The sequence below is a fragment of the Novosphingobium rhizovicinum genome (genome assembly GCF_040813635.1).
Lineage (GTDB): Bacteria > Pseudomonadota > Alphaproteobacteria > Sphingomonadales > Sphingomonadaceae > Novosphingobium > Novosphingobium rhizovicinum.
In genome coordinates, this window is record NZ_JBFNXR010000031.1 from 114,171 (window position 1) to 136,723 (window position 22,553).

The following is a 22,553-nucleotide window of genomic DNA, read 5'->3' on the forward strand; positions in this document are numbered from 1 at the left end:
GCACTGACCTGAGAGCCGACGAACGGTTGCGTTCGTCGGCTCTTTTTTCGTCGCCACCCATTGCCGCAGCCTCTTTTTTCCGCTGCCGACTGCGAACCGTACCCGTTTGTACGCGTTCAGCAGGTACAAGGCAGCCTCTCAAGAACGCACCGGCTCAAGCGCGTGCAAAGAGGCTGAGGAGCAAGACGAAGCGAGAGGAGAAGGACCATGCCCGCAAAGTCCGCTGCCCAGCAGAAGGCGGCAGGAGCGGCGCTCTCCGCCAAGCGAGGTGACACGCCCAAGAGCAAGCTCAAGGGCGCATCGAAATCCATGGAAGATTCCATGAGCGAAAAACAGCTCGAGGAGCTCGCTTCGACAAAGCGCAAAGGTAAGCCTGAGCACAACAGCAAGAGCTGATGCCAAGCCTGGTAAGCCCCGTCATGCAAGCCGTCGAGCCCATCGTGGTTCGTCCCTCAGACTCCGCATTGCTTCAGAAGCAATGGGTCGAAGCAACACGACGTGGCAATCACGAGGAGGCATGGCGGTTATGCACGGAGCAAGCTTACCGGCGCAGTGCCAAAGAATGTGATGATCCGAACCTTCCGTATCATCAGCGCTGGGTGTGGGATCTGTCGGATCTGGAAGGACGTCAGGTCCTGGTCCGCTGCTATCACGGCCTGGGCGACACGATCCAGTTCCTCCGCTTCGTTCCGGAGCTACGGCGCATCGCGGCGACAGTAACGCTGGAGATCCAGCCTCGGCTCATTCCTCTGCTCTCTCCCGAGCTTGCGGACCGCATCATACCGTTTGATCCCGCCTGCCCGCTCGGTGCGGCGGAGCGCAACGTCGAAATCATGGAGCTTTCGTTTGCCTTGCGAGTGCCCCCCTCAGCCTGCGCTCCACCCTATCTGCAGGTAGATCCCGCGAAACTTCCGCCAGGCACGATCGGGCTATGCGCGACCTCCGGCGACTGGGATAACGAGAGAAGCATACCGGCCCAACTGCTTGCGCCCTTATGCGACGGGCGCCCCTGCATTACGCTGGACTCGTCCAGGAGCCCACTTCCTGTCCAGAACCCGCTCGGTTGCCCGTTCGACATGATCGAGACCGCGCGGCTGGTGGCGGGTTGCAGCCTTGTCGTTACCGTCGACACCATGATCGCTCATCTTGCGGGTGCGCTGGGCGTGCCAGTTTGGGTTCTGCTGAAGCATGAGCCGGACTGGCGGTGGGCTCCAGAGACCAAACAGAGCGAATGGTATCCATCCGCTCAGCTATATGCGCAGCCGCGCCCCGGTGACTGGTTGGCAGTCGTCGACGCGGTCGTGCGCGATCTGGATCAATTGTTTCCCGTCCATCGGAGTCCCGTCGATGAGTCAGATCGAATGTCCGCGCGTGCCCGTCTCATGGGGCGAACTGGTCGACAAGATCACCATCCTGCAGATCAAGTCTGAACGCATCTCCTGCCGTAACGCACGAGCCAACATCGGCCGTGAACTCACCTCCCTCAGGCAGGCGGCGGGACGGGCCATTCGCGAGCCGGCACTGGCTACTCTGCTGAGCGAGCTACGCGCCGTAAACGAGGAACTTTGGGAAATTGAAGACCGGATACGCGAACAGGAAGCAGCAGGCGAATTCGGCCAGAGCTTTGTTCAACTCGCGCGTTCCGTTTACATGAAGAACGATCTGCGAGCGGCAATCAAGCGCCGGATCAACGATGTGCTTGGATCAGAACTCGTAGAGGAAAAGAGCTATGCGGGCTGGGCAAGCCCTCGGTCCGCCGCGCCGCCAACTCAGACGGTTGCTCTGTAGCGACGGTTTTTCCGACCGGATGGAACTGCCGGAGATAGCCCCCCCATCGGCGATCACTTACGCGCGGTAAGAACGCTTAAGCGCGGTAACAAAAGGCAGGGTGGTGCTCTGCGGCACCGCCCTGCCCCTCCTCTCAGCCGATAGCTACGTGGGTCTTCTCGGGCGCCCGCAGCACCCGAGCCGTCACGTTTCCGCGCTGGCGCCGGTGGCGATCGAGCGCATCCACTGTTGCCGTCACGCGAGGATCCTCGCCGATCTCGTGTGCAAACCAGTTCATCGTGGCGCGAATACCGTCCTCAAGGGGCGTGCTGGGCTCCCAATCGAGCAGCGCCTTCGCCCGCGCGATGTCCGGACGCCGACGGCGGGGGTCATCCTCAGGAAGCGGCGAGTTGCGCACTTGTGCGGGCCGCCCCAGCATCTCGACAACAAGGTCGACCAGTTCACGCACGGTCATCTCGTGCGGGTTGCCTATGTTGACTGGCTCCAGACCGATTTCTTCAACTTCCATCAAGCGGCGAAGCGCCTCGGCTGTGTCGGTCACATAGCAGAAGCTGCGCGTCTGGCTGCCATCTCCGTAGATCGTGATCGGATTGCCTGACAGCGCCTGGCAGATCACGTTGGAGACCACCCTGCCGTCATCCGGGTCCATGTTGGGGCCGTAGGTATTGAAGATCCGCGCGACCCGTACTTCGGCACGGCCGCTGCGCGCGAAATCGAAGGCCAGCGTCTCGGCGGCGCGTTTTCCTTCGTCGTAGCACGCCCGGGGGCCGGTGCAGCTCACGTTACCGCGATAGTCCTCGCGCTGCGGGTGAGCTTCCGGATCGCCATAGACCTCGCTGGTGGAAGTCAGCAGGAACCGGGCACCCGATGCCTCCGCCAGTCGAAGAAGCTGGTCCGTGCCCACAACGCTGGTGAGCATCGTATGCTCTGGATCGGCCTGGTAACGCGGGGGGGAAGCCGCGCATGCCAGGTTGTAGATGCGATCGAACTGCCGGGTTCGCGAGGTAATGGTGCTCGGCAGCGGTGCGGTGATGTCGGCCTGAACGAACTCGAAGTTCTCATACTTCGTCAGCATCGAGAGGTTCGAGGAGCGGGACGTCTGAAGGTTATCGACGCAGACGACCTGGTCCCCCGCCTCCAGCAGGATGCGGCACAAATGCGAGCCAATGAACCCCGCTCCACCCGCTACAAGTATCAATCGGTCAGATCTGCTCACAGCAAAGGTCTCCTCTCGGTGTGCGGGATAGGTCGGCCCCTGCGAGATCACGCTCGAGCTGAGCCGCCCGGCAGTCGGCAGTATGGCCTGCGAGGACCGCTTCGCGTGCGGCCTGTCCAAGACGACTCGCGTCCCCTTCAAGCGCCGCGACAACATCTTCAGTCTGGTCGGCCAGGATGATGGCGCAGCCGGGTTGAAGAACATCCTCGATCCCATCCCAACGATCGGAAATGATCGGAGTTCCGCAAGCGCCTGCTTCAAACAGCCGAACGGATGGCGACCAGCCTGCCGCGATCATGTCTGCACGCGTCACGTTGAGCGTGAAGTGCGAGGCGGAATAGAAGCCGGCGTGCTCCGACGGCGGGAGGTGTTCGATCCGCTCGACGTTGCCAGGCCAGACTATGCTGTCGGGGTACTGTGGACCTGCTACTGCAAAGCGCAGATCCGGCCGCCGCCGCGCCGTTTCCAGAAGCAGGCGATCAAGCGTCGGCTGCCGGTCATCGCTATACGTACCCAAGTAGGAGAGATCCCACCTCTTAGGCACCGACAGCGGCTCGTAGCGCGTGCTGTCCACGGAACAGTACAGTGCCTTGGCGCAAGGCGAACCGTAGTCGACCTTCAGGCGCGCCAGCGTCGGTCCTCCCGTGAAAGAGAAGTAGATATCGTACCCCGGCATCAGTTCGGGAGTGAGATACTCGAAGTCGCCGCGCGCCAACTTGGCCAAAGTGACTGGTGTGTCGATGTCATAGAAAGACACGACACCCTGAGCATGGCGTTGAACGAACTCGCCTACGGCGACACCCTCCGGTACGTAGGAGCCCACCATGACGGCATCTGCTTCAGCGATGGTCTCTCGCCATTCCGCCAGTTCGGCGAGCGAGTCATAGTAGCGCAACTGGCAGAAGTCGGGATCGGGAAGGTCCCTGTGATCCGCATACCATGGCTTGTCCCGCTCAAGGAAAAGCACCTCATGCCCGCGCCGCGCGAAGGCGGAAAGCAGCGCACGGAACGTGGTGGCGTGTCCGTTCCCCCAAGAAGAGGAGAGCGTCAGGCCCAGGACAACCAGCTTCATGCGACCTCCTGAGCCCGTGCACGCGCTGCACGAAGCACGCGATCCACCTCGACCGCGCGCAGTTCATAAGTGTGTTCGTTCAGCACACGGGCGAGTGCCGCCTGACCGATGGCTTGGGCACGCTCCTCGGTAAGAGTGGCCAGGTGCTCCGCCACGTCCTTTCCGTCTCGCGCAACAAGGACTTCCTCATCGGGCTTCAGGAACAGCTCGATGCCTTCCCACGCATCGGTGATGAGGCAGGCCGCGGCGCCGGCCGCCTCGAACACGCGGGTGGCCGGCGAATACCCGATGCGTGCCATGGAATCGCGCGCGACGTTCAGAACTGCACGCGGTGTGCAATTGAAAGCGTTATGCTGGCCAGTGCCGACATGGCCAACGTCACGGACGTTGGCCGGCATGCCCTTGTCGTGCCAGCCGTTCCCTCCAATCAGGAAACGGCGGTCCGGCAACGCGGCTGCCGGGGCAAGGAAGAACTCTTCCACCCGCGCCTCCCTGTCGGGCAGGCGGTTCGCCAGGAAGGCCAGATCGCAGGCAAATGCAGGCTCAGGCGGAACAGGATGATGGGTGGCGGGGTCCAACGCATTGTAGATCGGCACGCATCTAGCAGCGCCGAATGCCTCGTAATCCTCAATGACCGGCGGGCCGCCCCCATACGTCAACACCATATCCAGGTGCGGCAGTGCACGCCGGACGGGATGGTCGGCATCATGCCGCATCTCGTCGAGCGTCGCAGCAGCATCCACGTCCCAATAAAGCTTGATCGCGTCTGCACGCGCGTGGGTCAGGATACCTTCGAGCAGCTCCTTGTCGAAAACACCAACGCCGTTGGCTTTCACGACGATGTCAGCGTCGGCGGCCTCCGCCAGCACCCGCCGCAGAGAGGTTTCGTCTGCATCGTAGACCACCGAACGAACCCAAGACGGCGGCTCGATGTCGCGATGTTTCTGCCGGTCGAAGGCGTCCGGCTCATAGAACGTGATGTCATATCCTCGCGACGCGAGCGCCGAGAGGATGCCACGGTAGTACGTCGCGGCTCCATTCCAGTAGGATGAGAGCAGGCTCGATCCGTAGAAAGCGATTTTCAAGCGGGTTCTCCTGCTACGATCGTGTTTCGGTCCATGCAGGATGAGAGGCTGGAGACGATCTCCAGAAGCTCATCCACTCTGTGGGCGCAGGTGTGGCGTGCCAGAATGGTCTCTAACCCACTGGCAGCCACGACTTGGCGCAGTGACGGGTCTTCACGAAGCCGTGTCAGGTGGCGGGTCATCTCCTCGCCGCTTCTGGCAACGAGGTAGTCCTCTCCGGGGCGGAAGAGCTTTTCCGAGTCCTCCCACGGTGCACTCACGAGCGGAATACCGCAGGCGAGCGCTTCGAAGACGCGGATGGTGGGGATGCCCGGCAAGATCGTTGCATAGTAGCGGCGCGGCACGTGAACAGTGGCAAGATGCCGCGCGAAGATGTCCGGCGCCGCAGCATTGGCAGCCCAGCCGTGATAGCGCACACCGTACGTATTCAGGATCTCGCGCGCCTCTTCAGGATAGCGCACGCCATAAACGTCGAGAGGCAGACCGGCCGATCGGGCTGGACCGAACAGAAAGTCCTGCAGTTCCTGCGTCCGCTCTCCATCACCCCAATTGCCGATCCAGACGAGACCTTCTCGCGCCTCCTCCTTCTCGGGCGGGTGGAAGCGACGCAAGTCGGCCGCTTCGTGCCAGGTCCACACGCGATTGCCCCAGCCCCGCGCGCGATAGACTTCGCTTAGCGTCTCTCCGAACGCGAGCACTCCGTCGTATGCGTCGAGGTCGTACGCCTCCATTTCCTCCGGCGCACTAACGGCGCGGTGGTGCGTATCGTGAAAGAGCAACAGGTAAGAGGCGCCCCCGGCCCTTGCTCTCCCCAGCGCGGCGACGAGATCGTGCGCATTCCATTCGTGCACGATGACCAGATCCGCACCGTCGGCGAGTTCGGCGGGATCCGCATCAGCAGCATAGCGGCAGGAATCGAGTCGGGGGTAGGCGTCCCGATACGCCCGCAGTCCCGCCTCGCCGTGATCGGCGACAAGGTTCGCGCGGCTCCATGCGTCTTCCGGCTCGAACACGCGCACGTCATGGCCGCGCTCGATCAGTTCATCGAGAACGCCGCGCAGGAAATGCGCGTTACCGTGGTTCCAACATGACTCGAGAGAGTGCGTGAAATAGGCGACCCTCATGCGGCCAGCCTCGCGGCCAGTACATCACGATAGTGTTCGGCCATGGCGCAGGCCAGACGCTCGGGCGTAAAGCGCAATGCCCGCTCATACGCAGCTTCGCCCAAGGCGTCGCGCTTGTCCTGATCGCGCAGGATGTCCTCCGTCGTTCGCGCAAAACCCGCGGCATCGAACGGATCGACGAATACCGCTGCCCCGTCCCACAGTTCACGGAAGGTCGGGATATCGGAAAGCACCAGCGGACACCGCGCTCCGGCGGCTTCAAGAACTGCAAGACCAAACGGCTCGAACGTTGCGGCAGATACAAAGACGGGGCGCTGCTCTAACCTGGCAGAGAGCGCCTGACCGTCGAGCTGCCCCAGAAGGGTCAGGTGCTCTGCTGTGCGAGTCTCGCCATGCGGTGCAGTTGCTTCACCGGCAGCGAGGAAAGGAAATGACAGCAACGCTGCTGCGGCGTCGAGAGTCCGAAGGTTTTTCACCTCGTCCCACAGCCGGCCTGCGGTGAACGCCGCATTCGTACCGGCGACAGCCCGGACTCGCTTGGGCAAGGCACGTCCGTTATGCACCACCTGCGGCGAGACCGGGAGCGTGAAGACGCGCTGCAGGGTTCGCGCAAAGCTGGCCGAGGGGGTGATCACGCGATCGCAGGTGCGCAGACCCTGCGCCATCATGTCACGGTGCCAGCGGAACGCGGGGTCAAGTGGTTCGCGGGGGCGTGCTGCATCCCACCAGGTGGCGAGACATCCGTGCGCAACACCGATCAGTGGCACCGGATAGGACTGCCCGGCAGCCAGCGCCGGTGAATTGAGGTGCACCAGATCGGCGCCTTCCCGGCGCACAATCGCCGCGACTTCCGCAGCGGCGTGGCGCGTAGACGCCGCTTCGCTTAGCCAATCGAGAGGCAATCCGGTTTCAAGAAGCCTTATCCCCTTCGCACGCTCGATGGCGCTACGCTGCTCGGAGCTCGGAGGCGGCCCGATCACGGCAAGCACCGTCTCGAACCCGTGCGGCCGCAAGGCACAGGCGAGTTCAGTGGCGTATTGCCAGACGCCGCCCACCGCATCGACCGTCATCAGCAAGCGAACCGGAGGCTGGACCATCAGTGTGCTCCCGCTGCGGCGAGCGGCATCGCTGCGCCAGGTAGAGGCAATCCCCGCTCTTGAGCGAGCCAGCGCGCAAGCCGCGCCACGCCATCATGCCAGTCGAGCTTGGCTGGCAGGTCCAGCGCAGCATCGATCGCTCTGGTGTCGGCAACGAACCAGCGCTGATCGCCCGGACGCCAGTCGGCTGTCTCGATCTGCACGCGAGAACCGAGCGTAAAGCCGATGTGGTCGAGAAGCTTGCGCAGGCTCACTGCATTCGCGGGGCCTCCGCCCAGGTTGAAAACCTGCCCCTGCACTTGATCGATCTTGCGCCAAGCGCCCAGGTATGCAGCTACCGCATCGCCAACATAAAGAATGTCGCGCACCTGGTGTCCGTCACCATAAAGGGTGACAGGCTTGCCTTCCAAGGCCCGGATCAGGAAGTGCGCCACCCAACCTTGATCCTCGGTGCCCATCTGCCGCTCGCCGTAGACACAGCTCATGCGCAACACGGCCGTAGGCAGGCCATAGCTGCGCGCGTAATCGAGCACGTACTGGTCGGCCGCGCCTTTGGAGCAGCCATAAGGCGTGTGGAAATCGAGCGGCTGGGTCTCGGGAACACCGGCCTGGGCGAGTTGGGCTTCGGCCGGACAGTGCCCGTCCGCCGTCAGGTTTGAACCGAACTGCACAAGGTCGCCGTAGACCTTGTTGGTCGATGCGAAGATCACCGGCATGGGGCGAGAGGCAAGCCGGGCAGCCTCCAGCACGTTGAACGTCCCGTTGATGTTGATTGCCAGATCGGAAGCGGGATCGACCATGCTGGTGGTGACGGCCACCTGCGCCGCGAAGTGGAAGGCGACGTCAGCGCCCCGTGCCGCGCCCACGAGCGCGTCGGCATCGCGAACATCCGCGACGACGGGCTCGATGAGGTCTCCGTGACGAGCGCTGAGCCACTGCAGGTTGCGCTCCACTCCGGGTCTGGCGAGCGCATCGAACACCCTGACGCGATAACCGTCGGAGGCCAGCCGGTCAGCGAGATTGCTGCCGATGAAGCCGGCGCCGCCTGTTACAAGGACGGTCGTCGTCATGCGACGAGCCCACGCGCTTCGAGTTCCCGGCGCGCCTCCGCGACGCGGTCTTCGGCAGTCTGGCTGCCAACCCATTCCGCCAGCTCGACAAGCCCTTGCGTGAAGTCCTCGCTGGCCTCGATCCCAAGCTCGTCACGCGCATTCGTCGTGTCGCAGAAACAATGACGAATATCGCCGATCCGCGCCTTGCCCACGATCTCGGCCTGCAGATCGTTGCGGCCCATCGCACGCGCGAGTTCCTCAGCGACTTGGCGGACCGAGATGTCGCGGCCGGAGCCAACGTTGTAGGTGCCACCAGGCGCTTTCGGATGCTCCAGCGCTTCGGCAAAGGCGCGCGCCACATCGCGGACATGCACAAAGTCACGCCGCTGCTCACCATCCTCGAAGATCATCGGCGCCTGACCGTTCAGATAGCGCGAGGCGAAGATCGCCAGCACGCCCGTATACGGGTTCGAGAGGGCCTGACCCGCCCCGTAGACGTTGAATAGCCGCAGGCAGACACCTTCGATGCCGTACGGCGGCGCCATGATATGCGTCGTACGTTCCTGCACGTACTTGTTCAGGGCATAGATCGAGGAGAGATTCGGCTGCTTCCACTCCGGGGTTGCAACCGGCGTGAGCGGCCGCCCTTGGCGATCAAGAGGCTCCCAATTGGCCTGGCCATCTCGCAGCATCGGACGCTGCGCGTCCTGAACGAGATTCCCATCCTCGTCGCGATAGAGCCCTTCGCCATAAATGCTCATGGACGACGCAGTGACCACCCGGCGCACCGGGTTGTCGATCAGGCGCTCGAAAAGTACGGCCGTGCCGACGTCGTTCGTGGAAGTATAGCGCTCCACCTCGTACATCGACTGTCCGACGCCGACTTCAGCGGCAAGATGGATGACGCTGTCGACGCCCTTGAGCGCTCGAGCCACGGCATCACCGTCCCGCACGTCAGCTTCGATCAGCTCAATGTCAGGCTCGAGAAACGGAGGACGGCCTCCCGTTCCGTGGACTTGCTCGATCAGGCTATCGAGTGCAATAACGCGGTGGCCGCGCTGCAGTAGTTCGCGCCCTACGTGGCAACCGATAAAGCCTGCCCCGCCCGTTATAAGCACTGTTTCGGCCATATGTCCCCTCGCTGCTAGCTTCGGCAGCGACAAAGCTTCTTCGTCCTCTTTGTTCCCGAAGAAGATCAGACAGTTGTAGGATTAACATTTGATACTTCCGGCCAAGTCAGGCGATCGCCCCTGCCTCACAACTGAACGCAGCGAGACCCTTGGCAGGAACAAAGCTTCGAATGCCTCGTTCAACCCTGCAACCGCGACCGGGGCGGCAACCAGAGCAGAAGGAGGCGATGTGACTGCAACGATCATGCTGATCCGTCATGCAGCGCACTCGCATCTCGGCCGCATCCTCTCAGGACGCTCTCCCGATATTGCACTGAGTACCGAGGGACGTTCGCAGGCGAGCGCCCTTGCTGCGCGGCTGCGAATGGTGCCACTGACAGCGATTCATTCAAGCCCCGTGCAAAGAGCGCAGGAGACTGCGCAGGCGCTGCAATCAGAGCACTCCGGCGTACCTTTTCTGATCGCGGACGAACTGGACGAGCTGGACTTCGGCGACTGGTCGGGGCGCGCCTTTGTGGAACTGGCGAGCGATCCGCGCTGGGAAAGCTGGAATCAGTCTCGCTCCACCACCGCAGCGCCCAACGGCGAAAGCATGGCGCAAGCGCAGGAGCGCGCTTGGTCACACATAGAACGCACTGCGCGGGCAAACCCGGGAGCCACGATCGCGATGGTCACTCATTGTGACGTTATCCGCGCCGTAATTGCCGGCGTACTCGGCCTTTCGCTCGATTATTACGGACGTTTCGACGTCGATCCTGCATCTTGCACTCGGCTCGCGGTGGGCGACTGGGGGGCAAAGGTGCTCAGCCTGAACGAGACTTGTCATGAGCAGTAGACCCCTCCCTCACCTCCGGGAGGCGCAGAACGAGTTGCAGCGCCAAGTCGATGCGCTGGCGCCCTGGTTCCAGAATATCGATCTTGGCCACGGCATCCAGACCGCGCCAGACCACTTCCTGGGCGACTATCCAGCCTTCAAGTTCAAGGGCTTCGCCCAAGTCATACCTGAGGATCTCACCGGGAAGAGCGTCCTCGACATCGGCTGCAACGCTGGTTTCTATGCGATGGAGATGAAGCGGCGTGGGGCAGGTCGCGTGCTGGGCATAGACAGCGACGACCGCTACCTCTCGCAAGCGCGCTTCGCCTCCGCCGAGCTGGGTTTCGATGACATTGAGTACCGCAATCACTCCGTCTACGACGTGGGCGCCTTGGGCGAGAAGTTCGATCTCGTAATCTTCATGGGCGTACTTTATCACTTGCGGCATCCGCTGCTCGCGCTCGACCTCATCCGGGAGCACGTCGCTGGCGACATGATGCTGTTCCAGACGATGCAGCAGGGATCGGTGGACGTCCTCCAAGTGCCCGAAGACCACCCCTTCCACATGGCCGGGACCAGCACGCCGCCCACTTACTTCGACAACCCGGCTTATCCGAAGATGCACTTCATCGAGAAGTCATTCGCCCACGACTGGACCAACTGGTGGGCGCCGAATGCGGCCTGCAGCCAGGCCATGCTGCGCGCCGCGGGGTTCACGATCGAAGCGCAGCCCGAACCGGAAGTCTACATGTGCCGGGTCGCCCCGGTTCCTTACGAAAACTTCGGGCCAGCCGCAGTCTATCCAGCCAAAGCACAAGGGCCAGCAAAAGCAGAAGGGGGGAAAAGCCAATGATCGAAGCTGCGATGATCTGGAATGAGCCGAACAACAAGTCTCATTGGGACCCGGACTTCGACCCCGAATGGGCGATCTACGGCGATCTGGTGAGGCGCGCAGGCGCCGCCATTCACGCTGCCAACCCGGATGTGACAAGAGTCTTGGGCGGCATGTCGCCCATCGACCCGCACTGGGTGAACCGCATGCGTGCGCATGGCGCGCTTGATGCCGTCGACGTGGTGGCCGTCCACGGCTTTCCGCTCGACTGGAATCTCTGGCCGATTCACGATTGGCCCAAGAAGATCGAGGAAATTGAGGCGGTCTGCCCTGACAAGCCGATCTGGGTGACGGAAGTGGGCGTGGGCTCCTTTGGTGCAGAAGAGGTCCAGGAATTCGGGGTGCAGCGCACAGCCGAACTCCTCATCGGGCGTGCCCCACGCATCTTCTGGTATTCGCTTTTCGACCTTCCGCACGAGTGGGGGGCCACCACGCGCCATCGGGAAGCTGAAGGCTCCAGCTACTATCGGCACTTCTATATGGGATTGATCCGGGCGGACGGCACGCCGAAGCCAAGCCTCGATCACTACGCAAAAGTGGCTGGCGACATGGGGCTGATGCAATGGTTCCACTTCGAGGACCCTCGTCTGGACGAAGCCGTGTCCTGGATGAAGCGCTTGGGAACCAAGCATCTGCGGACCGGCCTTTCCTGGGCGGACAGCTTCCGCCCCAATGCCCTGGACTGGTTTGACCGCCAGATGGAGGCGCTTGCCGACTTCGACGTGACGCTCACCTTCTGCTTCACACCCGAACATCTTGGCCCGGGCGCGCATCATACCAGCCCCCCGCACGATACCCAGGCATTTGCCGATTTCTGCGGGCAGATGATCGAGCGCTACGCCCCAAAAGCCAGCGGGGCCGCGGCAACATCTTCTCCGGCCCTCCAACCCGCCACCGTCTAAGGAGACCGTCCGATGCTTTCGCCTCATCCGCACGGGATCAACGTCGCCGTTGTCGGCATCGGCAACTGTGCCAGTTCGCTGGTGCAAGGCATCGAGCACTATCGAGCCGGAGCGAACGAAACGATCGGCCTCATGCATTATGAACTCGGGGGGTATGTGCCCAGCGACATAAGGCTCGTCGCCGGCTGGGACATCGACCGGCGCAAGGTCGGCCAGGATATCGCTGATGCCGTGTTCGCCAAGCCGAACTGCACGACCGTTTTCTGCGAGACGATCACCCCCACGGGAGCCAAGGTAAAGATGGGGCGGCTGCTCGACGGCGTTGCCGAGCACATGGCGGAGTACCCGGACGACCGCACTTTCGTTCTCGCTGACGAGGCTGAGGCCACCGAAGAAGAAGTCATCGCCACCTTGCGTGAAACCAAGGCCGACGTGCTGATGAACTATCTGCCGGTGGGATCGCAAAAGGCGACGGAGTTCTATGCCGAATGCGCATTGAAGGCCGGTGTCGCCTTCGTGAACAACATTCCTGTGTTCATCGCCAGCGACCCCACCTGGGCTCGCCGGTTCATGGAGGCCGGCGTTCCCATCATCGGAGACGACATCAAGGCGCAACTCGGCGCCACCATTACGCACCGCGTTCTCACCGACCTGTTCAAGAAGCGTGGCGTGAAGCTCGATCGGACCTATCAGCTCAACACCGGTGGCAATACCGACTTCCTCAACATGCTGGAGCGCAAGCGCCTCGCGTCCAAGAAGGAATCGAAGACCGAGGCTGTGCAATCGGTCGCTGCCGAGCGCGTGGAGGATGAGAACATCCACGTCGGTCCCTCCGACTATGTCGCATGGCAGAACGACAACAAGGTCTGCTTCCTGCGCATGGAGGGGCGGATGTTCGGCGGCGTCCCTATGAACCTGGAGCTGCGGCTTTCCGTCGAAGACAGCCCCAATTCGGCAGGCGTCGCCATCGACATGATCCGATGCGCAAAGATCGCCAAGGAACGCGGGATCTCCGGCCCCATCAACCCTGCTGCCGCTTACTTCTGCAAGCACCCGCCGGAGCAGATGAGCGATGACGATGCGTTCGATGCGCTGGAGGCGTTCATAGCCGGCTGAGGCCCGTTCGCGGGCGCTCAATCTTCATATTCTCCCGCAGCGCACTGCTCATGCTCGGTACGGCAAGAGTCCGTCACCTCGGGCCGTAAGCTTTTCGCGGGAAAGAACAAATGCTCGATTTCGGGAGGGGCAAGTACATGAATGCTGATGATGGTTCCCGTTCCGACACGATGATGCGCGCCGCCGTCGTGGCCGCTCCGGGAACGGTGGCGGTAGACACCGTGGCGCGGCCTCAGCCCGGCCCCGGCGAGGTGCGTATTGCCATCGAAGGCTGCGGCGTATGCGCATCCAACCTCCTGCCGTGGAAGGGCAGCGAATGGATCAACTACCCGATAGATCCGGGAGGGATGGGGCACGAAAGCTGGGGTACGATCGACGAGATCGGGGAGGGTGTGCAAGGCCTGGCGGTGGGCGACCGGGTGGCCGCTCTATCGGGACAAAGCTATGCCGAGTACGACCTCGCGCAAGCGGGCGCCGTCGTGAAGCTTCCGCCGGAACTGGATGGCCAACCCTTTCCCGGTGAGCCGCTTGCCTGCGCCTTCAACATCTTTCGCCGGGCGGACGTGAAGCCGGGCCAGACGGTGGCAATCGTGGGTATCGGCTTTCTGGGCGCCGTGCTCACGAAGCTCGCCAGCGATGCGGGTGCGCGCGTGATCGCCATCTCGCGCCGCTCCTCCTCGCTTGACCTTGCACGCGAATACGGCGCTGCGAAGACCATCGTCATGGATGATCACTGGCGGATCATCGAAGACGTGAAAGCCATCACCGGCGAGCCGCTGTGCGAGCGTGTGATCGAGTGCGTCGGCTATCAGTGGCCCCTGGACCTTGCGGGCGAACTGGTCGGGTTCGGCGGCAAGCTGGTGGTCGCCGGTTATCATCAGGACGGGCCGCGCCAGGTCAACATGCAAATGTGGAACTGGAAAGGCATCGACGTGATCAACGCTCATGAGCGCGATCCCGCCGTGCAACTTCAGGGCCTGCAAGAGGCGGTCGAAGCGGTCGCAAGCGGCCGGCTTGATCCAAAGCCGCTGTACACGCACCGCTATCCACTCGAGGGCCTGGGGGAGGCACTGGATGCCACGCGCGACAAGCCGGACGGCTTCGTGAAGGCGCTGGTGATACTGCCATGAGCGAGATCATTCGCAAACCGCGCGTGGGCTTCCTCGGTACCGGCTGGATCGGTCGCCACCGCATGGAGGCGGCTCTTGCAACCGGCATGATCGAGGCCACAGCCTTGTGCGATCCTTCCCCCGAATGCGCCGCCGAAGCATCGAAGCTCGCGCCAGATGCCAAAGTGCTGCTCTCCTTCGAGGCCATGCTCGACGAAGACCTCGACGGCATCGTCATCGCAACCCCGAGCGCGCTTCATGCACAGCAGTCCATCGCAGCTCTGAAGAGGGGATTTGCGGTCTTCTGCCAGAAGCCGCTTGGACGCGACGCGGCAGAGGCGGAGGCCGTCGTGAGGGCAGCGCAGACAGCGGACCGCCTGCTCTCGGTGGACTTCTCATACAGGTTCACAGAGGGTGCGCAGGCCATCTCAAGGCTGGTCCGTGGCGGGGATCTGGGCCAGGTCTTCGCAGCCGATCTCGTCTTCCACAATGCCTACGGTCCTGACAAGCTTTGGTTCTACGATAAGGCCCAGTCGGGCGGCGGCTGCGTCATGGACCTTGGCGTTCACTTGGTGGACCTGCTCTTGTGGCTCTTGGATTTCCCCGATGTGGCCGATGTCTCGTCTACCCTCCTGGCGGGGGGAGCGCCTGCCTCGGCCGACTCCGTCGAAGACTTCGCGACCGCTCAAATTACTCTCGCCAATGGAGTTGTCGCGCGACTTGCCTGCTCCTGGCGTCTGCAGGCCGGTCAGGAGGCCGTCATCGAAGCAAGCCTCTACGGGACGGACGGCGGCGCATCGCTGCACAATGTGGGCGGAAGCTTCTACGATTTCGAGGCGCGGCGCTTCAAAGGCACGTCCAGTGAAACACTTGTTTCCCCGCCGGATGCATGGGGTGGACGCGCGGCGGCAGACTGGGCTGAACGTCTGGCGCAGGACCGCAGCTTCGATCCTGCTGCCGAGCGGCTCGTCGACGTCGCGAAGGTGCTGGATCGGATCTACGGTAACTGATTACGGCCCGCACTGCTTTGGCAGTGTGGGTCAATCCGTCCCCTTACCCTGGGGATCGATCAGCTTGTCGACCATTTTGCCTATCCGTCCGCGTGAGTAGGCGAGGCCATGGTATGCACTGAGTGCAGCGCGGCCCCATCGGATGTACAGTTCGGGCCAGTGCACTGCGCGTGCCAATCGGAACGCGCGATGGCTGCCCCGGCTGATCGCCTGACGCATGCGATAGATCAGCTTGCGCCGGGCCGGTAGCTGCCGTGAAGGTCGCACGCGCTTGCGCGGCTGTACAGGAAGCCGCGCGCGGGCGAGGCGATACCCCAGCCCTTCGCGCCGCTGGCGAAACCCGGCCGCCTGCGTCTGCTGAATGAACGAGTGGTCCACACCCTGAAGCTGCAGGCGCCCTTCCGACATGCCTTGCTGCACGATCTCCTGCATCAGCGGCGAGCGCGTGATGACCACGTTCGTACCCTTCCCGTCAGAGGAGTAAGGCTCCACCCAGGCATCGCCCATGGCGATATCGGCCGTCTCTGCGACGACATCATCGCAGAAATTGCAAGCCGAGTTCATGAAGAAGCCTGATCCCCAGTCGCCGTCAACCAGATGCCACCAGTCCTGCTGCCGCGTCGATCCGTCCTCCAGGGTGAGCAGCGCCGTGTACCAGTTTGCCGGACGATCCGGATTCTTGAGCCGGTAATCGATGGCTCTGACTGCCTCGGGCGCCGCTCCCAACTGGAGCGCGAAGCTGTCCACCATGCGGGCGCTTTTCATGTGGCCGCAGAACAGACCAATGGTGAAAGGCACCCGCTCCGCAACGACCGGATCCTCGCGGCGGAGCAGGTTCACCGCCTTGATGAAGCAGGGTATCCCGACAATCGCGTACCGCCCGGGCACGTCCCGGATCTCGCGCAGCACCCGCGAAAGGTCTACCGGATAGTAGCGCGACTTCGCACCCTCTCGAAGCTCATCCTCAGTCCGCGAGATGCGGTATTCGAAGAGGCGCCCCTGATCCTGTTCCGGTGAACGAGGGACCACGTGGGCGACGCCGTCCACGAGGCCACGGCGCAGCAGTTCCGCTGCGACCCAGCTGACCATGCCACCCGAACTGCCCGCCAATCGAAAACCTTCTTCGGCGACATGGCCCACGTACGCATCCTGGTAGCGGCCGATCATGGCATCGCCCCCGGGTGCGCTCGGGAAGAGCTGCGCGGCGATCTCATCCTCATTCGCAGCAGCAGGCGAGAAGGGGCATAGTTGGGCGAAAGCCTCGGCGGCATGCCACCCGTCAGGTGCGGAGGGTTTGAGGTGCCCGTCCTTGTCCCAACCCATGCTGGCGGACGGCTGTAAGGTCGTACACCCTCCGCAACCGATGCAGAGCCCCGAGCCGATGATCTCGTCCGGACTCTGCGGCACACGGGGCTGCGCGGAAAGGCTCGTCATACGCCGATAGCCTGCAAATAGGCTTCTGACTGGCGCCGCATTCCGGCGATCGCCTCACCGATCCGCGGCGACAAAGGCCGATCAAGCGCGGCGGCAAACCGCTCCGGCGCAGCATCTCCCGGCAGCAGATGCGCCTCGGCACCCAGAGCGCGGGTCAGATCCCGAACCTTGTTCATACGGTAGATCGATGCCGCGCAAGCAAACGGCTTTTCGTGAAGCAGCGAGAATACGCAGCCATGAAAGAAGTTGGTCAAGACGGCTCGCGAACCCGCGACCAACTCTGTGAATTCGAACGGGTCGGCGTCCATGCGATGCTCATGCGCCCAATCATTCCGGTAGCCAACGCTGACAAGTTTAAGTTTCCTGTCGTCCGCCCAGCGCCGCGCCGCCCTTGCAAATTCATCGCTGAAGCTGTGGCCGTAGAGGACCGCATACGGCTCCTCTCCGGCTTCGCCGCTACGAGAACCCAATGCCACAGGAAACTGCAGGACCGGATCAAGCACCAGTTCGGGCTCCCTCTCGATCACGGACGAGACGAGTTGCCGGGAATTGTCGTCACGAACGGAAATCGCGTCGAACTGATGCAGCCGTTCGGACCAGTGCCCGCCGATACCCGCCACGGCGTCATAATTTCCGAAGCTGGCCGCATAGGACACAACGCGCCGAGCCGGTATGCCGCCGCCCCAGAACAGGTCGTAGCCCCCGTACCAGGGGTGACACAGGTTCCAGACCTCATCGCTGCCGATCACGACCAGGTCGCACGGCTCCATTGCGGAAGGCTCCCTCAACGGGAACGGAGCGGAGAGTGGGAGACAGGCAATCGCGTCCTGAAAAGCCCGCGCCTTGCGCGCATAAAGGCGAATGTCGCGGCGTGACGATCGTCTCGGCAGGAGGGGCTGCATGGCACAACGCCACTCGATCCGATCCGTACGCGGACACTCATAATTCAGCAGGGCGACATCGTGCCCGCGCGCCTTCAGCCCTTCGACGAGGCTGCGGGCCTGCCAATATGAGCCGTAATTGATGCAACGGTGGAACGTCAGCACTCCGATCTTCAGCGGTCTGCCGGAACCTCCAGGTGAATTGCCCTCTAGAACTTCGCGAAACATGCGTGCGGGCGCCGCTTACTCGTCTTCGGCCGAGACAAACTTGTTGAAGCGGCTTTCCTTGCCATCCTCCGTCTTGTCCTGGTGCAGGAAGGCGAGCTTGTTTTCATCGAAGATCTTGAAGAACTCCTCCCACTCGATCTCCTCCAGCGCTTCGTCCTTCTCGGCGAAGTCGACACGCAGCAGACCGCCTTCACGACCATTATCGTGGGTGGAGGAAACGACGCTGGGGCGGCCCTTGCGAGCCTCGATCCATTTCCGGATTTCCTTGTGGTCGGTCGTCTTCTTAGCCGAGCTCATGCGAAGGCTCCCTTGTTCTGCGGCGAGTGGCACCGCGGGTTGAGGATGGCTGCTCAACCGCCGGCGGCGTGGCTCGTTCCCGTCGCTCGGCTCAAGGACCCTGCCGCTCATCTTGTCTCGCGCCGGAGCGCAGACGAAAGGCCCGCAATGCAACTTACCCGTCGCCGGATGCGTTCGGGTAACAGGACCCGTATATTGCGCCGAGTGGAGAACAGAACAGTGCTGACCATGCGCAGGATTGCCGTTCCTGGCGATCATCTTGGCGAGGGAGCGATCAGCCTCTCGCTCCTTCTCATGACCGGCGCCGGTGCCTTGTACTGGCGCGCCAGCCAACGCAAAGAGCGAGCGGTGAACGCCTGCACATGGGCGCGACTGTTGCCGGCGAGCGCCCCTGCCGCCGGAGACCCCGCGGCAGAGTGAAGCATGCGCATCCACCACCTCAGCTGCGGAACGTGCTGCCCAGTCGGAGGAAGGCTGTTTGACGGCACGAGCGATGGGGCGTTCGGGCACCTCGTCTGCCACTGCCTCCTGATCGAGACAGACGCCGGGCTCGTACTTGTCGATACAGGCATTGGCACGCGCGACATCGCCAATCCGCGCGAGCGGATATCGCCCTTCTTCCTGGCCTTATGCAACGTGCAGTTGCGACCGCACGAAACCGCCATCGCTCAGGTCAAAGCGCTCGGCTTCGACCCAGCCGACGTGCGACACATCATCATCACCCATCTCGACTTCGATCATGCCGGCGGGATCGAGGATTTCCCCCATGCAACTGTCCATGTCACCTCGCGTGAGCGCGAGGCGGCACTGCATGGACGGGGCGGGGCCTTCGTGGGCCGACGTCGCTATCGGCCGCAGCAGTGGGACGAGGTGATTGACTGGCGGCTTTATCCCATGGGCGGCGGCGAAAGCTGGATGGGCTTTGATACTGTGCGCGACCTTGAGGGGCTGCCACCAGAAATCCTGCTGGTGCCTCTGGTTGGCCACACCTGGGGGCACTGCGGCGTGGCGGTGCAGACCGAGAGCGGGTGGCTGCTGCATGCAGGCGACGCTTACTTCTTCCGCGGCGAGATCGGTTCGGAGCATCGGATCTGCCCCCCTGGGATGGCAGGGTACCAGCGCCTGATGGAAGTGGACCGCCGCGCTCGGTTCGCCAATCAGGCGCGGCTGCGCCAGCTATCCATCTCCAACAGCGATCATGTCCGCATCTTCTGCGCGCACGACCCGGTGGAGTTCGAGATCCTCAGCCGCTGCTGAGGGCGGGCTCCACACCGGATAGCCAGCATCAGACAGGCGAGCCATTTGCCCGCCGCACTCGCAAGGAGCCTTCATGAGCAACCCGCACGAAAGCCAGCCTGCGCTGCAAGACATTCCCGTGGGCATCGACGCAACTGGCCTGCGTCGCGAGTTCGATTCCATGGGCGAGGTTGAAGTTCCTGCGGATCGCTATTGGGGCGCGCAAACGCAGCGCTCGCTGCACCACTTCGCCATCGGTGAAGACCGGATGCCGATCGCGGTCTGCCGGGCCTACGGCTTCGTGAAGAAGGCTTGTGCTCTGGTCAACGCAGCGGGCGGGCGCTTGCCGCAGTGGAAGTGCGAGGCCATCGTGCGGGCTGCGGACGAGACGATCTCTGGCGCCCTCGACGATCACTACCCGCTCTACGTCTGGCAGACCGGATCGGGCACCCAGTCGAACATGAACGTCAACGAAGTGCTGTCGAACCGGGCCATCCAGCTTCTGGGATGTGTCATCGGCTCGCAAGTTCCGGTGGCCCCGAACGATGACGTCAACATGGGCCAGTCCTCGAACGATACCTTCCCCACGGCCATGCACATCGCCACCCTTCTTGCCACCGATGAGGAGCTGATCCCCGCGGTCTCACGACTGGTCGAGGTGATCGAGCGCAAGGCAGATGGCTGGATGGACGTCGTCAAGATTGGCCGCACCCATCTGGAGGACGCGGTGCCGCTAACGGTCGGACAGGAGTGGCACGGCTGGGCAGGCCAACTGCGTGCCTGTCTCGCCGAGATCGAGCGGAGCCGGGAAGGGCTCTATGAACTTGCGGTCGGTGGCACCGCGGTCGGCACCGGGCTGAACGCGCCTCCTGGCTTCTCCCGCGACGTAGCGGCCAAGATCGCGGAGCTTACGGGCAAGCCTTTCGTTACCGCTCCGAACAAGTTCGCCGCGCAAGGCGCGCTCGATGCGATGGTACGCGCCAGCGCTGCCTTGCGTGGATTGGCCGTGGCGCTGATGAAAGTCGCCAACGACATGCGCTGGCTAGGGTCGGGCCCGCGCTGTGGCCTGGGTGAACTGAAGCTGCCGGACAACGAGCCGGGCTCCTCGATCATGCCAGGCAAGGTGAACCCAACCCAATGCGAGGCGATCATGATGATCGCGATCCAGGTGATCGGCAACGACACTGCGGTTGCCTTCGCCGGCAGCCAAGGCAACTTCGAACTGAACGTCATGCGCCCTGTCATCATCAGCAACGTGCTGCATTCCATTCGGATACTTGCCGACGGTTGCGACCGCTTCCGCGAGTTTTCGGTCGAAGGAACGGAAATCGTGCGCGAAACGATAGAGCGCTACGTCCACGGGAGTGTGATGCTCGTCACGGCGCTGTCCCCTGTGATCGGGTATCAGAACGCCGCCCACATCGCGCATGAGGCGATAGAGAAAGGCCTGACGCTCAAGGAAGCCGCGCTCGCCTCCGGTCACATCGACGAGGCCGGGTTCGACGCCGCGGTCCGCCCGCTCGACATGGTCGGCGAAGGCCTGGGCGGCGCCTGAGAGTTCCGTCCGAACGCCACGCCTTTGCTTTGCCATACGATTTTCGTAATAGTCGGCGATGCAAACCGTACCGGAAATCATTGCGGAACTCGTCCGCGTCTACGAAGAAGCCGTCACTTGCCTGAAGGGTGATATTTCCGCCTTCATCAACGACGGCATACTACCTCCGCCCGGGCGCCGCGCCGAAGGACTCTGGGCCTACCCTGAGATCCGGATCGACTACGAAGGCCGCGAACGCGGCAGCGCCAGTTCACGTGCGTTTGGCCGCCTGCCGGAGCCCGGCACTTACGTCACCACCGTGACCCGCCCGCACCTTTTCGCCAGCTACCTTGCTGAGCAGCTTGCCCTCCTGGAAAGCGAATACGCCATAAAGGTCACCGTGGGTCGCTCTTCGCAGCACATCCCCTTCCCTTACGTGCTGGACGGCGTCGCCATAGGCAGCGTGACACCTCAGGAACTGGCGGCGCACTTCCCGACGACGGAACTGGCCATGATCGGGGACGAAATCGCCGACGCTATCGACCGCGGCGCCCCGGGCGCTCCGCTGCCGCTCGCCCTGTTCGATGGTCTGCGCACGGATTTCAGCCTCGCGCGACTGGCGCACTATACCGGAACCAGCGTCGAACACTGCCAGCAGTACATCCTCTTCACGAACTACCACCGTTACGTGGACGAGTTCGTCGACTGGGCGGGACGCCAGATCGGCAGGGACGGCTATGTCGCCCTGTCCGGCGCCGGCGGGCTCTACCTTGATGCACCGGTCGACAATGCGCGTGCCCGGCTTTCCGACACCGCATGGCGGCGGCACCAGATGCCCGCGTACCACCTGATCCGTGAGGATCGGCTGGGCATCACACTGGTCAACATCGGCGTCGGTCCATCCAATGCCAAGACCATCACCGACCACCTTGCCGTCCTGCGCCCGGAGGCATGGCTGATGATCGGTCACTGCGGCGGTCTGCGAGAGTCGCAGCGCATCGGGGACTATGTGCTCGCTCATGCCTATTTGCGCGACGATCACGTCCTCGATCCCGTGCTGCCGCCCGAAATCCCGTTGCCGGCCATCGCCGAGGTACAGCAAGCGCTCGCACAAGCGGCGGAAACCGTGAGCGGAGCAGGCGGCATGGACCTGAAGAAGCGCATGCGCACCGGCACCATCGTGACCACGGACGATCGGAACTGGGAACTGCGCTACAGCCACTCTGCTCGCCGCTTCAGCCAGAGCCGCGCGATCGGCATAGACATGGAAAGCGCCACGATCAGCGCCCAGGGCTTCCGCTTCCGTGTACCGTATGGAACGCTGCTGTGCGTCTCCGACAAGCCGCTTCACGGCGAACTGAAGCTGCCTGGTCAGGCAAACCGCTTCTACGAGGAAGCCATCGGCGCCCACATGGCTATCGGTGTTCGCACCTGCGAGCTTTTGCGTGAACAAGGCGCCCGCCTGCATTCGCGCAAGCTGCGCGCTTTCATTGAACCGCCTTTTCGCTGAGACAGGGCCGCAAAACCAGGGAACGA

The 22,553-nt window shown here is 63.0% G+C and carries 23 protein-coding genes; 13 read left to right on the forward strand and 10 right to left on the reverse strand.

Annotated elements, in window-relative coordinates; all coding sequences use genetic code 11:
- Window positions 1-207: 207 nt before the first annotated feature.
- From ABUH87_RS09300 to ABUH87_RS09310, 3 genes are read left to right on the forward strand one after another with little or no spacing between them, the layout of a single operon-like run.
- The gene (locus ABUH87_RS09300; protein WP_367772790.1) at window positions 208-396 is read left to right on the forward strand and encodes a DUF3008 family protein; all 189 of its coding nucleotides are present in this window, start codon (window positions 208-210) and stop codon (window positions 394-396) included.
- Complete coding sequence (locus ABUH87_RS09305; RefSeq protein ID WP_367772792.1) at window positions 396-1,430, forward strand: glycosyltransferase family 9 protein; 1,035 nt, start codon at window positions 396-398, stop codon at window positions 1,428-1,430. The genes ABUH87_RS09300 and ABUH87_RS09305 overlap by 1 nt, the downstream gene beginning before the upstream one ends.
- Window positions 1,348-1,788 carry a DUF6165 family protein gene (locus ABUH87_RS09310; RefSeq protein WP_367772794.1) on the forward strand — a complete coding sequence of 147 codons (441 nt, stop codon included), beginning with the start codon at window positions 1,348-1,350 and terminating at the stop codon, window positions 1,786-1,788. Before ABUH87_RS09305 ends, ABUH87_RS09310 begins: the two co-directional genes overlap by 83 nt.
- 133 nt (window positions 1,789-1,921) lie before the next feature.
- On the opposite strand, the gene ABUH87_RS09315 is transcribed toward ABUH87_RS09310, so the two are convergent.
- From ABUH87_RS09315 to ABUH87_RS09345, 7 genes are read right to left on the reverse strand one after another with little or no spacing between them, the layout of a single operon-like run.
- Window positions 1,922-3,004, reverse strand: coding sequence for a UDP-glucuronic acid decarboxylase family protein (locus ABUH87_RS09315; protein WP_367772796.1), 1,083 nt, complete (start codon window positions 3,002-3,004; stop codon window positions 1,922-1,924).
- Complete coding sequence (locus tag ABUH87_RS09320; RefSeq protein ID WP_367772798.1) at window positions 2,991-4,076, reverse strand: CgeB family protein; 1,086 nt, start codon at window positions 4,074-4,076, stop codon at window positions 2,991-2,993. Before ABUH87_RS09320 ends, ABUH87_RS09315 begins: the two co-directional genes overlap by 14 nt.
- Window positions 4,073-5,161 carry a CgeB family protein gene (locus ABUH87_RS09325; RefSeq protein WP_367772800.1) on the reverse strand — a complete coding sequence of 363 codons (1,089 nt, stop codon included), beginning with the start codon at window positions 5,159-5,161 and terminating at the stop codon, window positions 4,073-4,075. The genes ABUH87_RS09320 and ABUH87_RS09325 overlap by 4 nt, the downstream gene beginning before the upstream one ends.
- A complete protein-coding gene (locus ABUH87_RS09330; protein ID WP_367772802.1) occupies window positions 5,158-6,285 on the reverse strand; it encodes a CgeB family protein in 1,128 nt (375 codons plus the stop codon). The genes ABUH87_RS09325 and ABUH87_RS09330 overlap by 4 nt, the downstream gene beginning before the upstream one ends.
- Window positions 6,282-7,382 carry a glycosyltransferase family 4 protein gene (locus ABUH87_RS09335; protein WP_367772804.1) on the reverse strand — a complete coding sequence of 367 codons (1,101 nt, stop codon included), beginning with the start codon at window positions 7,380-7,382 and terminating at the stop codon, window positions 6,282-6,284. The genes ABUH87_RS09330 and ABUH87_RS09335 overlap by 4 nt, the downstream gene beginning before the upstream one ends.
- On the reverse strand, window positions 7,382-8,452 hold the full coding sequence (locus ABUH87_RS09340) for an NAD-dependent epimerase/dehydratase family protein (RefSeq protein ID WP_367772806.1): 1,071 nt from the start codon (window positions 8,450-8,452) through the stop codon (window positions 7,382-7,384). Before ABUH87_RS09340 ends, ABUH87_RS09335 begins: the two co-directional genes overlap by 1 nt.
- Window positions 8,449-9,564 carry an NAD-dependent epimerase/dehydratase family protein gene (locus tag ABUH87_RS09345; RefSeq protein WP_367772808.1) on the reverse strand — a complete coding sequence of 372 codons (1,116 nt, stop codon included), beginning with the start codon at window positions 9,562-9,564 and terminating at the stop codon, window positions 8,449-8,451. The genes ABUH87_RS09340 and ABUH87_RS09345 overlap by 4 nt, the downstream gene beginning before the upstream one ends.
- A gap of 229 nt (window positions 9,565-9,793) precedes the next feature.
- On the opposite strand from ABUH87_RS09345, the gene ABUH87_RS09350 reads away from it, so the two are divergent.
- The 6 genes from ABUH87_RS09350 to ABUH87_RS09375 all read left to right on the forward strand — a co-directional run bounded on the left by ABUH87_RS09350 (window position 9,794) and on the right by ABUH87_RS09375 (window position 15,407).
- Window positions 9,794-10,399 carry a histidine phosphatase family protein gene (locus ABUH87_RS09350; protein WP_367772810.1) on the forward strand — a complete coding sequence of 202 codons (606 nt, stop codon included), beginning with the start codon at window positions 9,794-9,796 and terminating at the stop codon, window positions 10,397-10,399.
- Window positions 10,389-11,231 carry a TIGR04290 family methyltransferase gene (locus ABUH87_RS09355; protein ID WP_367772812.1) on the forward strand — a complete coding sequence of 281 codons (843 nt, stop codon included), beginning with the start codon at window positions 10,389-10,391 and terminating at the stop codon, window positions 11,229-11,231. The genes ABUH87_RS09350 and ABUH87_RS09355 overlap by 11 nt, the downstream gene beginning before the upstream one ends.
- Complete coding sequence (locus ABUH87_RS09360; protein ID WP_367772814.1) at window positions 11,228-12,172, forward strand: glycosyl hydrolase; 945 nt, start codon at window positions 11,228-11,230, stop codon at window positions 12,170-12,172. The genes ABUH87_RS09355 and ABUH87_RS09360 overlap by 4 nt, the downstream gene beginning before the upstream one ends.
- A gap of 12 nt (window positions 12,173-12,184) precedes the next feature.
- Complete coding sequence (locus tag ABUH87_RS09365) at window positions 12,185-13,288, forward strand: inositol-3-phosphate synthase (protein ID WP_367772816.1); 1,104 nt, start codon at window positions 12,185-12,187, stop codon at window positions 13,286-13,288.
- Between the two features lie 110 nt (window positions 13,289-13,398).
- Window positions 13,399-14,418, forward strand: coding sequence for an MDR/zinc-dependent alcohol dehydrogenase-like family protein (locus ABUH87_RS09370; protein WP_367772818.1), 1,020 nt, complete (start codon window positions 13,399-13,401; stop codon window positions 14,416-14,418).
- Entirely contained in the window at window positions 14,415-15,407 is a 993-nt protein-coding gene (locus ABUH87_RS09375; protein WP_367772821.1) for a Gfo/Idh/MocA family protein, read from the forward strand. Before ABUH87_RS09370 ends, ABUH87_RS09375 begins: the two co-directional genes overlap by 4 nt.
- 30 nt (window positions 15,408-15,437) lie before the next feature.
- On the opposite strand, the gene ABUH87_RS09380 is transcribed toward ABUH87_RS09375, so the two are convergent.
- The 3 genes from ABUH87_RS09380 to ABUH87_RS09390 are packed head-to-tail and all read right to left on the reverse strand — an operon-like array spanning window position 15,438 to window position 18,247.
- A complete protein-coding gene (locus ABUH87_RS09380) occupies window positions 15,438-16,841 on the reverse strand; it encodes a Coenzyme F420 hydrogenase/dehydrogenase, beta subunit C-terminal domain (RefSeq protein WP_367772823.1) in 1,404 nt (467 codons plus the stop codon).
- Window positions 16,838-17,950, reverse strand: coding sequence for a polysaccharide pyruvyl transferase family protein (locus ABUH87_RS09385; RefSeq protein ID WP_367772825.1), 1,113 nt, complete (start codon window positions 17,948-17,950; stop codon window positions 16,838-16,840). Before ABUH87_RS09385 ends, ABUH87_RS09380 begins: the two co-directional genes overlap by 4 nt.
- 15 nt (window positions 17,951-17,965) lie before the next feature.
- Window positions 17,966-18,247, reverse strand: coding sequence for a hypothetical protein (locus ABUH87_RS09390; protein ID WP_367772827.1), 282 nt, complete (start codon window positions 18,245-18,247; stop codon window positions 17,966-17,968).
- 219 nt (window positions 18,248-18,466) lie between these two features.
- Between ABUH87_RS09390 and ABUH87_RS09395 the strand changes: the two genes are divergently transcribed.
- The 4 genes from ABUH87_RS09395 to ABUH87_RS09410 all read left to right on the forward strand — a co-directional run bounded on the left by ABUH87_RS09395 (window position 18,467) and on the right by ABUH87_RS09410 (window position 22,527).
- Window positions 18,467-18,667 carry a hypothetical protein gene (locus tag ABUH87_RS09395; RefSeq protein ID WP_367772829.1) on the forward strand — a complete coding sequence of 67 codons (201 nt, stop codon included), beginning with the start codon at window positions 18,467-18,469 and terminating at the stop codon, window positions 18,665-18,667.
- 3 nt (window positions 18,668-18,670) lie between these two features.
- Window positions 18,671-19,504 (forward strand): MBL fold metallo-hydrolase, encoded by an 834-nt coding sequence (locus ABUH87_RS09400; RefSeq protein WP_367772831.1) that lies wholly within the window; start codon window positions 18,671-18,673, stop codon window positions 19,502-19,504.
- 73 nt (window positions 19,505-19,577) lie between these two features.
- The gene (gene fumC, locus ABUH87_RS09405) at window positions 19,578-21,038 is read left to right on the forward strand and encodes a class II fumarate hydratase (protein WP_367772833.1); all 1,461 of its coding nucleotides are present in this window, start codon (window positions 19,578-19,580) and stop codon (window positions 21,036-21,038) included.
- A gap of 58 nt (window positions 21,039-21,096) precedes the next feature.
- A complete protein-coding gene (locus ABUH87_RS09410; protein WP_367772835.1) occupies window positions 21,097-22,527 on the forward strand; it encodes an AMP nucleosidase in 1,431 nt (476 codons plus the stop codon).
- Window positions 22,528-22,553: the final 26 nt, after the last annotated feature.

What these genes read in the sequence shown, in the direction of transcription:
- ABUH87_RS09365 (WP_367772816.1), top strand. Translation starts at nt 12,185, where the DNA reads ATGCTTTCGCCTCATCCGCACGGGATCAACGTCGCCGTTGTCGGCATC.
- fumC (WP_367772833.1), top strand. Translation starts at nt 19,578, where the DNA reads ATGAGCAACCCGCACGAAAGCCAGCCTGCGCTGCAAGACATTCCCGTG.
- ABUH87_RS09310 (WP_367772794.1), top strand. Translation starts at nt 1,348, where the DNA reads ATGAGTCAGATCGAATGTCCGCGCGTGCCCGTCTCATGGGGCGAACTG.
- ABUH87_RS09320 (WP_367772798.1), bottom strand. Translation starts at nt 4,076, where the DNA reads ATGAAGCTGGTTGTCCTGGGCCTGACGCTCTCCTCTTCTTGGGGGAAC.
- ABUH87_RS09380 (WP_367772823.1), bottom strand. Translation starts at nt 16,841, where the DNA reads ATGACGAGCCTTTCCGCGCAGCCCCGTGTGCCGCAGAGTCCGGACGAG.
- ABUH87_RS09355 (WP_367772812.1), top strand. Translation starts at nt 10,389, where the DNA reads ATGAGCAGTAGACCCCTCCCTCACCTCCGGGAGGCGCAGAACGAGTTG.
- ABUH87_RS09330 (WP_367772802.1), bottom strand. Translation starts at nt 6,285, where the DNA reads ATGAGGGTCGCCTATTTCACGCACTCTCTCGAGTCATGTTGGAACCAC.
- ABUH87_RS09400 (WP_367772831.1), top strand. Translation starts at nt 18,671, where the DNA reads ATGCGCATCCACCACCTCAGCTGCGGAACGTGCTGCCCAGTCGGAGGA.
- ABUH87_RS09360 (WP_367772814.1), top strand. Translation starts at nt 11,228, where the DNA reads ATGATCGAAGCTGCGATGATCTGGAATGAGCCGAACAACAAGTCTCAT.
- ABUH87_RS09385 (WP_367772825.1), bottom strand. Translation starts at nt 17,950, where the DNA reads ATGTTTCGCGAAGTTCTAGAGGGCAATTCACCTGGAGGTTCCGGCAGA.
- ABUH87_RS09390 (WP_367772827.1), bottom strand. Translation starts at nt 18,247, where the DNA reads ATGAGCTCGGCTAAGAAGACGACCGACCACAAGGAAATCCGGAAATGG.
- ABUH87_RS09305 (WP_367772792.1), top strand. Translation starts at nt 396, where the DNA reads ATGCCAAGCCTGGTAAGCCCCGTCATGCAAGCCGTCGAGCCCATCGTG.
- ABUH87_RS09375 (WP_367772821.1), top strand. Translation starts at nt 14,415, where the DNA reads ATGAGCGAGATCATTCGCAAACCGCGCGTGGGCTTCCTCGGTACCGGC.
- ABUH87_RS09345 (WP_367772808.1), bottom strand. Translation starts at nt 9,564, where the DNA reads ATGGCCGAAACAGTGCTTATAACGGGCGGGGCAGGCTTTATCGGTTGC.
- ABUH87_RS09410 (WP_367772835.1), top strand. Translation starts at nt 21,097, where the DNA reads ATGCAAACCGTACCGGAAATCATTGCGGAACTCGTCCGCGTCTACGAA.
- ABUH87_RS09300 (WP_367772790.1), top strand. Translation starts at nt 208, where the DNA reads ATGCCCGCAAAGTCCGCTGCCCAGCAGAAGGCGGCAGGAGCGGCGCTC.
- ABUH87_RS09335 (WP_367772804.1), bottom strand. Translation starts at nt 7,382, where the DNA reads ATGGTCCAGCCTCCGGTTCGCTTGCTGATGACGGTCGATGCGGTGGGC.
- ABUH87_RS09370 (WP_367772818.1), top strand. Translation starts at nt 13,399, where the DNA reads ATGCTCGATTTCGGGAGGGGCAAGTACATGAATGCTGATGATGGTTCC.
- ABUH87_RS09340 (WP_367772806.1), bottom strand. Translation starts at nt 8,452, where the DNA reads ATGACGACGACCGTCCTTGTAACAGGCGGCGCCGGCTTCATCGGCAGC.